This is a genomic window from Paraburkholderia sp. BGA-UO-ETr-F21, assembly GCF_059567925.1.
In genome coordinates this window covers 554335-569640 of record NZ_JCAQOY010000029.1, presented here as the reverse complement: position 1 = coordinate 569640, position 15306 = coordinate 554335, and the positions used below count along the sequence as shown (strand labels likewise).

The window sequence follows — 15306 nt, the reverse complement described above, 5'->3', positions numbered from 1 at the left end:
CCCGCGTTGAACCCGCCTAAGCCGTTCTGGAGGCCGCCACGCGCTTCAGGATCTGCTCGACGCCCTCCACATAAGTTGCGGTGCCAAACCGGCCCAGTGCCGTCTGATAGCCGTTCCTGACCAGCCGGTTACGCAGTTCATCATTCGAGCGCAATTCGGCGAGCGCGTCGGCGAGGCCGTGCGCATCCCCCGGCGTGCACAGCACGCCGTTCTCGTAGTCGTCGATGATCTCCAGCACCCCGCCCGCGCGCGCGGCCACCACCGGCCGCTGCGCCAGCATCCCTTCGACGATCACGCGGCCGAACGGCTCCGGCGTGATCGACGTGTGGACCACCGCGTCGACCGCGCACATGCAAGCCGCGATGTCGTGCTGGAAGCCGAGAAAATGCACGCGGTCGCCGAGGTTGTGCGCGGCGACGAACGCGTGCAATTCGATCTCGTACTGATCCTCGCCGAATAGCGGCGCACCCACCAGCACGGCATGCATCTGCGGATTGAGGACCATCGCTTCGAGCAGCACGTGCTGTCCTTTCCAGCGCGCGAGACGGCTGAACGAGCCGACCAGAAACGCGTCCTGCGGCAGGCCGAGGCGCTGGCGCAGCGCCGCTTGCGGCACCGTGCGCAACGCGTCGAACGGCGCGGCGGAAATGCCGTTGAACACCACGTCGATGCGTTTTTCGTCGAACTGCGTGAGCTCGGCGAACGCGCGCGCCGAGGCGGCCGAATTGGCGATCACATGGGTGAGGCCAAGACGCGCGCACCATTTGATGATCGCCAGTTGCTTGCCGCCGAAATGCTCGGGGCTCACGATATCGCGCAGATGCCAGACCACCGGGCGCCGCGCCAGTTTGCCGGCGAGCGCGCCGATCACCATGGCGCGCTGGGTGTTCGCGTAGATCACGTCGGACTTGCGCGCGCGTTTGGCCGTGGCGCGTACGAGCGACATCAGGCCCTTGAGCGCTTGCCCCTTCGGCAATGAACCGCCCTGCTTGCGCACATGGCGCAGCGCGCCCGCATCGAGCACCTCGACCGCTACGCCGGCTTTGGCCAGCGCGGTGCGGAACGGGCCGTCGTCGAACAGGACGACTTCGATGCGCGAGCGCAATGCCTTGACGATCTCCAGCAGCGACAACTCGGCGCCGCCCAGCACGCCGCTTTGATCGACGGCCAGAATGCGCGGCCCGTTAGCTGCGGTCGCAGCCTTATACGGCACGTAGGGCGGCAGTGTCGCCGTGCGCAGCGCGGGCACCGACGCGCGCACATGCGCGAAGAAACGCTCGCGGAAATGCGCGGCCGAAAACTGCTCGGCGTTCGCGCGGCAATCCAGTGGCGAAAAACGCTTCACGTGGTCGTCGAAACGTTCGACCGCGGCGATGATCGACTCGGCATTCTGTTCGTCGAAAAACATGCCGGTGGGCCGTGACTCGGACAGATCGCGCACGGTTTCGAGCGCACCGCCCTTGCCGTAAGCGATCACCGGCGTGCCGCAAGCTTGCGCCTCGACCACCGAAATGCCGAAGTCTTCTTCCGCGGCGAACACGAAAGCCTTCGCGCGGCTCATCCGGTCCTTGAGGACCTTGAACGGCTGGTAGCCCATGATCTCGACGTTGGGCCCCGCTTTCGCGCGGATCTTCTGCATGTCGGGACCGTCGCCGATCACGACGAGCTTGCGCTGCGGCATGCGCGCGAACGCTTCGACGATCAGATCGATCTTCTTGTACGGCACCATCCGCGACGCGGTCAGATAGAAGTCGTCCTTGTCCGCGCACAGCGTGAATGCTTCGACATCGACCGGCGGAAAAATCACTCGCGCGTCACGCTGATAGACCTTCTTGATACGCCGCGCGATGAAGTCGGAATTGGCGACGAAGCCATCCACCGAATTCGAGGTGCGGATATCCCAGTTGCGGATGTAATGCAGAATCAGCCGCGCCATGGCCGACTTCAGGCCGGCGGTGAGCCTCGACTGCTTGAGGTACTGGTGCTGCAAATCCCACGCGTAGCGGATCGGCGAATGCACGTAGCTGATATGCACCTGATCGGGGCCGGTCAGAATGCCCTTGGCGACCGCGTGGCTGCTCGAAATCACCACGTCGTAGGCCGACACGTCGAGTTGCTCGATCGCGAGCGGCATCAGCGGCAGATACGAGCGGTACTTGGTGCGCGCGAGCGGCAGCTTCTGGATGAACGACGTGGTGACGGGTTTGCCGCGCAGAAAGCTGCGGTCGTCGAGGAAATCGACGAGGCTGAACAGGTCCGCGTCCGGAAAGCACGCAACGATCTGTTCGAGCACCTTCTCGGCCCCCGCATACGTGACGAGCCAGTCATGCACGATCGCAACGCGCACCGTTTTATCGCCACGGAATGGGGTGCGGCGCGGTGGCGCCTGAACACCGGGAACGGTGGTGAGTTCGGCCAGTGCGCTGCGCGTTGCGGGTTGCAGCACGGCTTCTTCAAGGACTTCGTGGTTCATGCGCTTTTCCTCGGATTCAGTCGCAACAGCAGTGAACGCGCAAGATCGCGCAAGGCGGGGGTCATCGTGATCGACCAGGCGACATTCGCGCCGACCATCAATACGCCGGCGACAATCGCCGCCGCGAGACCCGGCAGGAAGCTGGCAAGCCACAGGCTCGCCAGCAGGAAAGCAAGGTGGGCGAGCATGTCGAGCGCGATCTGCCGCGCGTGAATCGCCGACAGGCGCAGCAGCACCGCGTAGTCGAACAGCGCCCGGCCGGCCACGGCCACTGCCGCGCCCGTCAGACCGAAATGGGTGATGCCGAACCACAACGCGCCTGCAAACAGGGGCAATTCGAACAGACCGACGCGCGCGGCGGTGGCCGGATTGACCTGCGACTGGATCAGAATCCGCGTCACATTGGCCTGCCCGACGAGCCACACGGCAACGATCATGATGCGGCCCACGGGCGCCGCCACGGTGGCGATTTCATTGCCCACCCACAGATGCAGGAAAGGTTCGAGCACCAGCATCGCGACCAGCGCGACGGGCGTGAACACACCGTTGAGAAACTCCAGCGACTGCCGGGTGATGGTGTCGGCGTCGGCACGTCCGACTGCGGAAAGCCGCGGAAACAGCGTGCGCACCAGCGCCGTCGGCACGATGTTCAGACGCGTGACGAGGTTTTGCGGCACCGTGTAATACGTAACGAAACGCGCGCCGAGGCTCGTGCCGAGCATCACCCGGTCGAGCGAGTCGGCGATCATGGTCGTGACGCTTGCAATCAGCATCCAGCCGCCGAAATTGAACAGCCCTTTCGCCACGCCGAATTGCGGCGGCAGAACGCGGCGAATCTCCAGCACTTTCAGCGCGGAACGGCCCAGCAGAAGCGCGGCCAGGATCCGCGCGAACACCGCGGCCGCGAGCACGTTCTGCAAGGTCGCGCCCATCCACAGTGCGGCGCCGAGCGGCAGCAACTGGAACAGGAACGTGCCGATGGTCTGATTGGTGTTGTAGACGCCGAAGCGTTCCGCGCCGTTGATCGCACCCGCGAACACCCACGACACGTTGGCAATCGGAATCGCCACCGCGAGCCACGGCAGCGCCATATACACCTCGTGCTGCAACTCGGGCGATACCTTGGTGAAATACGCGGTGTAGAGAAACGCGCCGAAGTAGATGATCAATCCACCTATCACGCCGGTCGCGAGATTGAGCCATGTCGCGCTCCAGAACACGCGTGCGCTCTCTTCCTTGTCGCCAGATGCGCGTGCCTTCGAGATGTGATTCTGCGCGGCCATGCTCATGCCGAGATCGAGAATCCCGAAGTAGCCGATCAGCGTCCACACGAGACTGATCACGCCGTAGCGCTCGACACCGAGCAGCTTGATATACGACGGCACGGTCACGAGCGAGACGAAAGTCGGCAGCACCAATCCGAAGAAATTGATCGCTACGTTCTTGAGAATGCCTTTGTCCATCGGATGCCTTGGGGTTGACTACGTTTGCCTGCGTGCTGCCTGGGTCTTTCCTGGGTCTTTCCTGGGTGTTGCCTCGCTATGCGAATGAAGCGTTCACGCCTCGCTCATCAAGGTTTCCAGCGGTACATCATCACTTTGCCGCGCGCGTCTTCCTCGACGAACACGAGGTATTCGCCATTGGCGCGCCTGGAAGCGCTGATGCCGTTCGGCACATCGACCCAGCCCGACGCGCGGCCCACTTCCGGGCCCGGCCGGATCACGCCGAGCTCCTTGCCGCTGTCCTTGTCCCACACGTGCACCGCGCCGACCGGCTCGACGCCGAAGATGTATTGCCCCTCGACCGTCAGGCCGATGATGGTGGCGATGGGTTTGCTCTGCGTCTGCCACGGCAGCGTGATTGCATAGCGCTGCACCGGATTGCCGCTCGACCATTTGTCGTAGCGCACCAGCACGCGGCCCACTTCTTTCCAGAAGCCGCGATCGATCGGCGTGTCGGCCGTGTAGCCCGTCACATACATCGCGTCGGTGTCCGGGTCGTAGATCGCGCGGTGCAATTCCGTGAACGGTTGCGGCACCGGGTACTGCGTCATGTTCGAGTACGCGTAGACCGGATTGCCCTTCGCATCCAGCCCGCCGAAACGGAAGCGATAAATGCCCTTGGTATCGCGCGTGCGCCAGATGTCGCCGGCGGTATCGACCCACCAGCCCCAGCCGCCCGCGAGCTTCGTACCGGACGTATTGAGCGTGAATTCGTCGGTGTTGAACTTGCCGTCGCCATTCGCATCGCGCCAGATCCAGTCGCCGCCGGGCGGCGCATTCGGCACCTTGGCCACGGCGCGCTCACGTCCCGCGATGAAGCCCGAGGGAATCGCCGTCTCGCCGTCATGCTGCGGATCGAAGCGATAGATCTTCAGATGGTCGGCATACATGTCCGTGAGATACAGAAACGTGCGGCCCTTCAATTTGCGGGCGATCGGCAGGCCCGGGTACTGATCGGTGTGAAACACCGGGTCGTCCGGATACTTGAAGCGGTTCGACAGAAAACCCGCGTATTTCCAGTCCTGTCCGGCCGGCTTCGACAGATCGAGTTCGAAGCGTTTGTTGCCGGTATAGACGCTGTCCGGACGCGACGGATCGATCCATGCGCCGTCGACGAACAGCAGCCCCTGCACCTGCCAGTTCTGCTTTCCGTCCGGCGCATAGCTTTCGAGCGTGGCGCCGAGTCCCGCGCCGATCGGGGCATAGCGCGGACCGATGCCGTTGGTCGACACATACACGTTGCCGCGCGCGTCCACGCCCACGCCGGTCAGTCCGTTGAAACGCTGCGGGCCCGGCTTGCCGGCGACGCCGCTAAAAATGCCGCCGCGCTCGCCGAGCGAGCCCGACTCCGCGTAGCGGCCGTTATTCCTGCTGAAATACAGCACCTGTTGACGCGGACCGTTGTCCGCGATCAGGACGCGGCCTTGCGCATCGACCGCGATATCCACCGCAATCGTGCCGGCAGGCAGCGTGAAATTTTCGTCGATGCGTTTGCCCGCCGCCGTGTAGTGCTCGACGTGCGGTGCAGCGTCGTTGCGCGTGCCGCTCAAGAGCCACAGCGTGCCGTCCGGCGCCAGCGCGAGTCGGCCCGGCTCGTGCACGCTCCAGGTGGTTTTCTGCTGCATCGATTCCGCGTCATACACCTCGATACGATCGCGCGCCGTGTTGGCCGCGTACAGCGTGGTGTCGCTCGCCGCGAGGCCGCCGATTTCGGCGCTCGTGTCGGTCGGCACTTCGTTCATCATCAGGAAACCCGCCGCCAGTTGCGCATGCGGGTCGGCGCTTTTCGCTGCGGGCTGGAACGGCGCGGCGCGTTTCGGATCGGCGATCTGCCGGCGCGAAATGCCGAACCATTGCTTGCCCTTCTCCGGCCACACGCCCTGCTCGACCAGCCGGCCCTTCTCGTTGCCGACCGCGATCGCGACGAACGCATATTTGCGATTCACCGCAACCGCACTGCCGCCGCTGTTGCCCCAGCCATGCGTGCCCCCTGCGAAGCCGAGCATCTTGCCGTTCTGATAGACGCTCGCCTCGGCGCCGCTTTCGTCCCACGGCGCGTTCGTATAGACCTTACCGTCCGGCGACACCGCAATGGCGGTGATGTTGATCTGCGCCCAGGTGCCGTCGCCGAAACCAAATGTGTTGCCAATCCATGACGTCTTCGCGTTCAACGCGGTTTCCGCATGAACCGCGAAACTGACCGATTGCGCAGTCAGTCCGGCGGCGCATGCGAACACGGCGAGCCAGCTTTTGAACGTGAAACGGGGCAAGGTATTTCCTCCAATCAACGCTGCGCCGCGCGCGCCGCAACTTGGCTCGCGCGCAGATCGCGGGTGCACATCCCAGTGAAATGACGGTACGAATCGCGGTCGATCTCGTGATGCAAGTCGCCAGAAGCCATGCAAGGACATGAGACAGATTCGTGCGCGGACAGGACTCAGGCAGGCGATGACAAGAACAGTTGCCGCGAGTCCGGTGTTCCGGCAGCGAGGCGCGAAGCCCACGCGCCGTCCTTGGCCGCCCAATCCGCACGGCTCACATTACGCGGAAAAAACACCGCGACGAAAATCGAAAATAATTCAAAAATATTCTGCGCTTTAAGCGTTGTGAAAGAATTCAATTTAAAAATCGATTAAAAACAAATCGACTGCGGCGCGTATCGCCGTACGCGCCTTTGCGCCATCCTTACCGATCTTCCGCGCGGCGATCCGCATTTATTACACGGTTGCTCATCCATTCGATACAAGCATAAAAATCCATTGCGAGTGGACAACGAAACACCCTGTTGCAATCTGATTCATTTATCCAATTCATTCCCGTTTTTTCACGATTTTCTTTTCCCTAGAATCAATTGCACTTCCGTTGCGACGCGAAGCGAGCGCGCCTGTTCTCCGCAACCCTCGCGCGATCCTTCGCCCGGCCCATCTGCTTCACACCATGGACGGTTCATGACTGCCAGCGCACTGCCCTTAGCGCCCTCCCACTCCCGCCGCATCGTGCAGCTCGACGGCTTGCGCGCCATCGCCGTGCTCGCCGTGTTCGCGCAGCACGCGTTGAAGGCGCCGCTGTGGATGGGTGTCGATCTGTTCTTTGTTCTGAGCGGGTTTCTGATTACCGGCATCCTGCTCGAACGCAAGGCGCGTGGGCAGTCGTATTTCGGCTATTTCTACGCGCGCCGGGCGCGCCGCATCCTGCCGCCCTACGTGCTGCTGATGGTGGTGTCGTCGATTCTGTTCGGCTTCGGCTGGGCGCAGCACTGGCAGTGGTACGCATTCTTCGCGACCAATATAGGCGACGCGCTCAACCAGAGCGGTCACGACAGCCTGAATGTGCTGTGGTCGCTCGCTGTCGAAGAGCAGTTCTATATTGTCTGGCCGTTCGTGATCCTGCTCGTGCCCGAGCGCGTGCTCGGCTACGTGGCGGCCGCGTTGATCGTGCTGGTGCCCGTGCTGCGCGCGGTGGCCACGCCCTGGTTCGATTCGTTCTGGCCGATCTATTACCTCACGCCGTTCCGCATGGATCTGCTCGCGGCCGGCGCGTTGCTGGCGGTCGCCGTACGGCGTGACCGCAATGCGCTCGATCCGTTCAAAGGCCTCGCAGTGCTAGGAATGATCGCGGCGCTCGCGGTGCTGGCGTGGCTGCACCTGCACTTTCCGCGTTTTCGCGCGGCGAACACGCCGCTCTCGAATGCAGGGCTCTATAGCGTTTCGTTGGTGCTTTGTACTTCCGTCGTGGTCATCGCCCTGCAAAGCAAGGGCATCGTCAAACGGCTGCTGTGCAATCCCGTGCTCGTCTATATCGGCACCATCAGCTACACGATCTATCTGATACACCTGAGCGTGCTGTACGCGCTGTGGCCGCTGCATCTGAACCGCTATGTGACCGCCGCGCTCGCGCTAGCGATCACGCTCGTCTACGCCACCTTCACCTGGTTCACATTCGAGAAGCGCCTGATTTTCGGCTCGGCGGGCAACGCGCATGCGCCGCTAAAAACGCAGACATCGACGCAAACGCATCCCCAACCGCATACGCAAGCCGCGCCGGGCGGCGGCGTCAGCACGGCGCCGCAAGCGCCGCAAAGCCGCGCATGAAGCGCCGCGCATGGCTCGTTGCAAGCGTATGGGCGAGCGCGACGATGCTCGGGTCGGCCGCGCTCGCCGCGACGCCGGGCCCGCGAACGCAAGTGCTGATCGAGGCCTACGGCGATTCGACCACGCTCGGCATTACCTGCAGCGACGGCCATTGCGGCCCGCAGGCGCAAAACGCGGTGACGTATCTACAGGACGAATTGCAGGCGCATCACGGCGGCCAGGTGCGCGTCACGAACTACGGCGTGGGCAACACGATGGCGATGCAACTGCGCGACGGCACGGGTAATCGCCGGGCCGGGCCGACGGCCGGTCTGCCGTGGCAGGAGCGGCTCGCCGCTTCGCCCGCGCAGATCGTGCTGATCAACTACGGCATCAACGAAGTCATGCAGAACCAGACGCCCGAGCAGTTCTACACGGCCGAGACGGCGCTGGTAACGACCGCTCGCGCGCTCGGCAAACAGCCGGTTCTGCAGACCGCGAACCCGATGCCGGACAACCGGCTCAATGCGCGGCTCGCCACGATGGTCGCGATGACGCGCCGCGTGGCCGCCGAGCAGCAGGTGCCGCTCGTCGATCAGTTCGCCTACATCAGCAGTTTGCCGGACTGGAAGACGTTGATGTCCGACGGCGCGCATCCCAAGCCGGGGTTGTACCGGCTGAAGGCCGAACAGGATTTTCAGGTCGTCGAACCGTTGGTGCGGCGGCTGCTGGACGGCACGCCGTGAAGCGCTTTTTCAAGTGCGGTTCCTCTCTTCGGCATCTTTGCCGCGGGCGAAAACGTGCTTCTGAGATGCGCTTTCCGAGTGCCGATGAAATGCGTCTTAACCGGCGCGACTGCTTTTTCTTTTTTTTTTAACAATTCCGAAGGCAAGCTATGAGCCAACCACGCAAAGCGATCATCACCGGCGTATCCGGACAGGACGGCGCCTATCTGACCAAACTGCTGCTCGACAAGGGCTACCACGTGACCGGCACCTACCGGCGCACGAGCTCCGTCAATTTCTGGCGCATGCGTGAGCTTGGCGTGCTCGATCATCCGAATCTGCGTCTCGTCGAACACGACCTCACCGATCTCGGTTCGACGCTGCGTCTACTCGAAGGCGCGCAGGCCGACGAGTTATACAACCTCGCCGCGCAGAGCTTCGTGGGCGTTTCGTTCGACCAGCCGGTGACGACCGCTGAAGTGACCGGTATCGGCGCACTGAATCTGCTCGAAGGCATCCGCATTCTCAACCCGAAGACCCGCTACTATCAGGCGTCGACGTCGGAAATGTTCGGCCTCGTGCAGGCCGTCCCGCAACGCGAGGACACGCCCTTCTATCCGCGCAGCCCTTATGGCGTGGCCAAGCTGTTCGCGCACTGGTCGACGATCAACTATCGCGAGTCGTACGGTCTTTTCGCGAGCAGCGGGATTCTGTTCAATCACGAATCGCCGCTGCGTGGCCGCGAATTCGTCACCCGCAAGATCACCGACACCGTCGCCAAGATCAAGCTCGGCAAGCAGGACGTGCTCGAACTCGGCAACATGAGCGCACGCCGCGACTGGGGCTTCGCGCTCGAATACGTGGAAGGCATGTGGCGCATGCTGCAAGCCGATGAACCGGACACCTTCGTGCTCGCCACCGGCCGCACCGAAACGGTCCGCGATTTCGTGCGCATGGCGTTCGCTGCCGCGGGCTACCAGCTTGAATGGTCGGGCAAGGAAGAACGCGAAACCGGTATCGATGTCGCCACCGGCAAGACCCTGGTGCGCGTCAATCCGAAGTTCTATCGCCCCGCCGAAGTGGACCTGCTGATCGGCTGCGCCGACAAGGCTCACGAAAAACTCGGCTGGAAGCCGGAAACCACGCTGGAACAGTTGTGCCACATGATGGTTCATGCGGATCTCGGACGTAACCAGCATCACGAGACGTTCTGATTCGCGGTGACGATGCGCGGTCGTGCCGGCGGTTACGCATCGTCAATGCAAAAAAAGACGCGGCGCCCGATCGCAATGATCGAGGCCCCGCGTCTTTTTCATTTCACCGCGCCGCAGGCTTGATTCAGTGCACCCCACCCGCCGCAATCGCTTCGCTATACACCGAGGCCACCCGTTTCGCGATCACCGTATTATCGAAGTTCTCGCGCGCATAACGGCGGCATGCCTGGGCGTCCGGCAATTTCAGCGTACCGTTGAGCGCGCCCGCCAGTCCGTCCGCGATCGCCTTCGCACCCGTCTCCGGCAGCACCAGATCCGGCGACAAACCCGCCACCGCTTCCGGCAAGCCGCCCACCGGCGTGACCAGCACCGGCGTGCCCGAGGCCAGCGATTCGACCGTGATCAGGCCGAACCCTTCCAGCGCGACCGTCGGCACGACACTGATATTCGCCGCGCGATAGAGCGCCGCCAGATGCTGATCGGGCACGAAACCCAGCAGCTTGACGTTATCTTCCAGACCCGCTTCATTGATGCGCGCCTGCAGTTCGCCCTCGAGCCGCCCCTTGCCCGCGATCAGCAGCAGCACGTCCGGCGCACTGCGCTTGAGCAGCTTGATCGCATCGATCAGATCTTCGAGGCCCATGCGGCGCACCAGACGCCGCACCGCCAGCACGATCGGCCGGTCTTGCGGCAATTGCAATTTGAGTCGCGCCTCGGCTGGAGAGATCGGCAGATTGAACTGCTCGACATCCACGCAACCGGGCACGACGCGCACGCGGTCCGGCGCGATGCGATAGCGCGAGGTCAGAATCTTGCCGAACGCCTCGGACAACACGATCAGCCGCGACGAGCGCGCATAGACCGATTGCTCCAGATAGCGCTTGGCGCGCTGGCCAAGCGAATCGGCGCCTTCCACGTGACTCTCGTCGGCCCACGGCCCCTGAAAATGCGAGACCTGCGGAATGCCGCGCGTCACGTCGAGGCCCGGAAACGTGTAGAGCGCAAAGTGCGACGAAATCACGTCCGGGCGCGACGTGCTGAGTTCCTGGCGCAGCGCGCAGCGCGCGGCCATCAGCCGCAACGGCAGCGATTGCGCGGCGGAGCCGAAGCCGTTGATCGCGCCACCGGTGTCGGCGGCTACCTTCGGCGAGCCGGCCACCACGCCGCGCACCGCGACGCCCGCGCCCGGCAGCGCGCCGACCAGCGAGTAGTACATGCGGTCGAGGCCGCCCGCGCGCTCGGGGAACCAATGCATCCCGATCTGCAGCGATTTGATAGAGCTCGTCGTCATGGTTGTGACCCCTGTGCGTTTTGAGAGTTGTGATGGTTAAGCGATGAAACCGCCGGCGGGTCGATACGAACCCGCCACGTCATTCCGCGCTCTTCTGGCCGGCCAGCGTGTTCAGCGTCAGCGCGTCGGTCTTGGCGACCGCCGCCGCTTCCGCCTCGCTGCGCCGGCGATCCTTCTGCTGCCCCGCCAACTGGCGATACAGCGCGATGTATTGCGCGGCCATGCGCGCCCAGCCGAAGCCGGTTGCGAGTTCGTTGGCGGCCACGCCCATCGCACGGCGCGCCACGTGGTTCTCGGCGAGGCGTGCGACCGCGTGGGCCAGCGCCTTGGGATCGTCCGGATCGTCGAGCACGATGCCGCATTCCGGCGTGATGATTTCAGCGCCGCCTGCCGTGCGCGCCGTGACCACGGGCAAGCCCGCCGCCATCGCTTCGAGCAGCGACAGGCTCATCGCCTCATAGCGCGACGGGAACACGAAGGCGTCGACCGAATGCATCAGCACCGGCATCTCTTTAACGAGACCGAGAAAATGCACGCGATGCGCGATGCCGAGCGCCTTCGCCTCTTCCGGGTAAGGACTGCCCGGCAGGAAGCCGGCCACCGCGATCTGCACGTGCTCGGGCAAAAACTTGAGCGCGGCGAGTACGGTGCCGAGATTCTTGCGCGGCGTGCGCAGGTCGCCGACGAACAACAGCAGGAACGCGTCCTTCGGCAAACCGAATTTCTCGCGGTCGCCGGAGGCCGCGGCAAAGCCTTGCGTATCGACGCCGTTGTAGATCACATCGACACGGTTGCCGGGCGTGAGGCCGATCGCGCGGATCTCATCGGCGACCTTTTGCGACACTGCGGTGATGACCTTCGAGCGCCGGTAAGCCCAGCGCTCCAGCAGCGCATTGCAGCGCGTATAGACCGACTGATACGCGGACCACACACCCTTGGTGAGCCCGAACGGGTAGTACTTGCTGCCGAACCAGCCGCTATGCACGAAGTGCGAGGTGTTGACGTCGGCGGGCATCCACGTAATGAAGCCGTTCACGTGCAGCACGTCGTACTCGCGGCGATGCGCGCGCAGCCACAGCGCGCTCTTGAATGCGAACACCTGCTGGCGCAGCAGATTGGTCGGCCACCAGCGGCCGATTTTTACCGGCACCCAGCGGACATTCGGATGCGCGAGCAGATCCGGCGCGACGTGCGAGGCGACCAGCGTGACGCCGATGTTCTCGTCGAGCGCCGCGCGGGCGATCTCGTGGTTGACGCGCCCCTGGCCGTCGTTATGGCGCACAACGTGCGTGACAATGGCGACTCTCAATCAGTGCCTCCGTGGATAGATAGCGTGCGGTATGACGCATTGGCGCGGTTGATTTTTTCGTAATGCACCGCGGAAAGAATCGAGAAAACACCCATGAAAAGCAGCAGGCCGCCGGTGCCGACCAGCGAATTGGTGAACACCAGCATCGCGAAGGTGGCGAGACTCAGGCTCATGCAGGCGGACACGAATTTATCGTTGCGCAGCTTGAACGACGCGAGCACCGCGCGCGTCACCAGCCAGATGATTCCGGACATGTAGAGCAGCGTGCCGGGCCAGCCGAGCACGAACGGAATGTTCATCACGCCGCTGTCGAAGTTGCCGTACTGGCCGAGCTGGCCGCCGTCGTTCGAGAGCTTGGTGGAGGTGCCGGTGGCGCCCATGCCTTCGCCGGATACATCGGTAAAGGCCGTTTTGGCGAAGGTCGCGTAGAACTCGTTACGCGCGGCGTAGCTCTGGTCGTCGTTCAGGTTGACGATGGTGGTCAGGCGCGCCTGCATCCGCTCGGCCACCGGGCCGACCGCCAGCAGCGGCACGCATAGCCCCGCCAGCAACACCGCGCTGGCCACGATACGCACGCGCACCTTGTTGTTCGACTTGACGAGCTGGATCAGCAACGCGATGACCCACCCGCCCCACGTCGAGCGCACGAGGCTCAGGGCGAACGAGAAAAAGCCAAGCGCCGCGGCAACCCAGCGCACCCGGTGCGTGGCCGCCATCACGAAGACCATCGCGCCCATCATCGCGAACGCGAACGGTCCCGACGAATTCATCGTGCTGAACACGCGCACGCCCATCGGCACCGGATCGCCTTGCGAGTTCATCTGCGAGCCGAGCATCCACAGCGCGTCCCACTGCGGCATGATGAAAAACTGCACGAGGCCGTAGCCGCCCATCACCAGCATGCCCCAGATGAACGTGTTGACGATGGTGTCGCGGTACTGCGGATACTGGCGCGTATTCGCCATGATGTGAAAGCCGATCAGGATCGGATAGAGCCAGTTGGCGAGGTCGTAGGTGGCCGCGAGCGGCCCGCTCGACATCACGCCCACGAGGAACGCATAGATGAGCCCGAGCAGGACCAGCAGCACCGGCAGGCCGCGCCGTTGCGCGAGCAGCTTGTAGTAGCGCAGCAGCGAGAGCGCGCTGATCATCGTCACCGCGAGCGGTGCGACCTGAATCAGGCTGGTCGGTGTGAACGATCCCTTGGACCAGTCGGCCAGACGCCGCACCTCCGGACTCAGGAACCACAGCCACCACATGAAGCCGATATAGCGCGCCGGGCTCTTGAAGTAGAGCCACAGGCCAGTCAGGATCGCGAGCACCGGAAACGCGAGCGTGAGCACCGTGCCCTGATGCGCGCCGATCAGCAGCGTCGTGACGAACCACAGCAAAGCCTCCGGCAGCCATTCCTTGCGGGCGCGGGACTTGGCCCGCCCCGTGCCGTTCGCGCCTGCGGCGCTTCGCGCAATCGTCGACATCGTTCAGAGACCCCCACGCGACTGGCGCGCCGGCCGCTCGGACTCGGAGACGCCCGCAGCCGCCGTCGTCATGCCGGCAGCCGAGCGCGCGCGCGCCGCGGCGCGCGAGCGCAGCATCTCCTGCGTGATCCGCACATGCTGCATGGCGTAGTGCTGTGTGGTTAGATCGCGCGCGAGCAGGCCGGCCGCGGCCGCCTGCGCCTGGCGCAATGCGTGCATGGGCTCGGCGGCGAGCTGGTCCACGGCCTCGCGCAACGCCTGCGGGTTGAACGGCGGGATATAAGACGCCTCGCCTGCCGGAAAATAATCCTGCAACGCGCCGACATTCGTGACCACCATCGGCTTGCCGACCGCGGCGGCCTCGAGCATGACCGTGATCCCGGAGGCGTGTGAATTCGGCCGCAAGGGCACGACGATCACATCGGCCCAGTCGTACAGTTCGTGTTGTTTCTTGATGCCGGAGAACAGCGCGATCTCGACGTTGGGCGCCCGCAGCGAAGCGGGAATGCGCCGCCGCGTCGCGAGCTTCACCGTGTAGCGCGCGTCGTTGCCGAATGCCTTGATGAGCGTTTCCCAATCGCGGTCACGGTCGTTGCCGATGGCGGCGATGCGGATCGGCGTATGCGGCGCCCATTCGGTGGGCGTCTTGACCGGGAAATCGCGCGTATTCAGACCGTACAGCAACGCCTTGGCGTCGCGATCGAAGTAACGTTGGCACAGCCCGGCGTTTTCGCTCGCGAGCGTGGTGAGCTGATCGGCGCGCGTCATCAGCTTGCGATACAGCCAACTGCGCAAAATGCCGTAAGAAGGCCATTTATCGAGCAGCCACACGCTTTGCGCGAGCAGCAAGGGGCCGTGATCGGCGCCGGCCTTGCGCCCGCTCAGCAGCAGCATGAGCGCCGCCGAGAGCCATTCCTGTTCGGTGTGCGTCCAGATCACGTCCGAGCGCAGCATCTCGGCGCGGTTGCGCCACGTATGAATGAAGTCGAAGCCGAGCGCCGCCTTCAGCGCACGGCGCAACAGGCGCACCGGTTTGCCTTCGCGGGCGTCCTGCGAATAGGTGAGCTTGAACGCGTCGGATTCCGCGTGGTGATAGCCGTACAGACAACCAATGTCGTCGCCCTGTCGATAAAAGCGCGGGTCGGCGCCGTAAAACAGATGAACGTGAACTTTCGTACTCATGCAGACACTCCGCTCTGCCGGTGGAAAGGGGCATCGGCGGCCCTGATGCGGGCCGTGCGCCG

The 15306-nt window shown here is 63.8% G+C and carries 10 protein-coding genes; 3 read left to right on the top strand and 7 right to left on the bottom strand.

Features of this window, described 5'->3' with window-relative positions:
- Window positions 1–16 precede the first annotated feature (16 nt).
- The 3 genes from AC57B1_RS18980 to AC57B1_RS18970 form a co-directional block, all read right to left on the bottom strand.
- Complete coding sequence (locus AC57B1_RS18980; RefSeq protein WP_496418281.1) at window positions 17–2473, bottom strand: glycosyltransferase family 4 protein; 2457 nt, start codon at window positions 2471–2473, stop codon at window positions 17–19.
- Window positions 2470–3936 (bottom strand): flippase, encoded by a 1467-nt coding sequence (locus tag AC57B1_RS18975; protein ID WP_091794267.1) that lies wholly within the window; start codon window positions 3934–3936, stop codon window positions 2470–2472. Before AC57B1_RS18975 ends, AC57B1_RS18980 begins: the two co-directional genes overlap by 4 nt.
- Before the next feature lie 107 nt (window positions 3937–4043).
- Window positions 4044–6245 carry an NHL repeat-containing protein gene (locus AC57B1_RS18970; protein WP_496418280.1) on the bottom strand — a complete coding sequence of 734 codons (2202 nt, stop codon included), beginning with the start codon at window positions 6243–6245 and terminating at the stop codon, window positions 4044–4046.
- 678 nt (window positions 6246–6923) lie between these two features.
- On the opposite strand from AC57B1_RS18970, the gene AC57B1_RS18965 reads away from it, so the two are divergent.
- The 3 genes from AC57B1_RS18965 to gmd all read left to right on the top strand — a co-directional run bounded on the left by AC57B1_RS18965 (window position 6924) and on the right by gmd (window position 9984).
- On the top strand, window positions 6924–8066 hold the full coding sequence (locus AC57B1_RS18965) for an acyltransferase family protein (protein WP_496418279.1): 1143 nt from the start codon (window positions 6924–6926) through the stop codon (window positions 8064–8066).
- On the top strand, window positions 8063–8791 hold the full coding sequence (locus AC57B1_RS18960) for an SGNH/GDSL hydrolase family protein (protein ID WP_408343560.1): 729 nt from the start codon (window positions 8063–8065) through the stop codon (window positions 8789–8791). The genes AC57B1_RS18965 and AC57B1_RS18960 overlap by 4 nt, the downstream gene beginning before the upstream one ends.
- A gap of 149 nt (window positions 8792–8940) precedes the next feature.
- Window positions 8941–9984 carry a GDP-mannose 4,6-dehydratase gene (gene gmd / locus AC57B1_RS18955; RefSeq protein ID WP_408184702.1) on the top strand — a complete coding sequence of 348 codons (1044 nt, stop codon included), beginning with the start codon at window positions 8941–8943 and terminating at the stop codon, window positions 9982–9984.
- Between the two features lie 124 nt (window positions 9985–10108).
- Here the strand turns inward: gmd and AC57B1_RS18950 are convergent, their stop codons facing one another.
- The 4 genes from AC57B1_RS18950 to AC57B1_RS18935 all read right to left on the bottom strand — a co-directional run bounded on the left by AC57B1_RS18950 (window position 10109) and on the right by AC57B1_RS18935 (window position 15244).
- Window positions 10109–11275 (bottom strand): glycosyltransferase family 4 protein, encoded by a 1167-nt coding sequence (locus AC57B1_RS18950; protein WP_496418278.1) that lies wholly within the window; start codon window positions 11273–11275, stop codon window positions 10109–10111.
- A gap of 79 nt (window positions 11276–11354) precedes the next feature.
- Window positions 11355–12584, bottom strand: coding sequence for a glycosyltransferase family 4 protein (locus tag AC57B1_RS18945; RefSeq protein ID WP_496418277.1), 1230 nt, complete (start codon window positions 12582–12584; stop codon window positions 11355–11357).
- Window positions 12581–14062: a glucose-6-phosphate isomerase gene (locus AC57B1_RS18940; protein ID WP_091794283.1), complete on the bottom strand. Its 1482-nt coding sequence runs from the start codon at window positions 14060–14062 to the stop codon at window positions 12581–12583. The genes AC57B1_RS18945 and AC57B1_RS18940 overlap by 4 nt, the downstream gene beginning before the upstream one ends.
- A 3-nt stretch (window positions 14063–14065) precedes the next feature.
- Entirely contained in the window at window positions 14066–15244 is a 1179-nt protein-coding gene (locus AC57B1_RS18935; protein WP_408343554.1) for a glycosyltransferase, read from the bottom strand.
- Window positions 15245–15306: the final 62 nt, after the last annotated feature.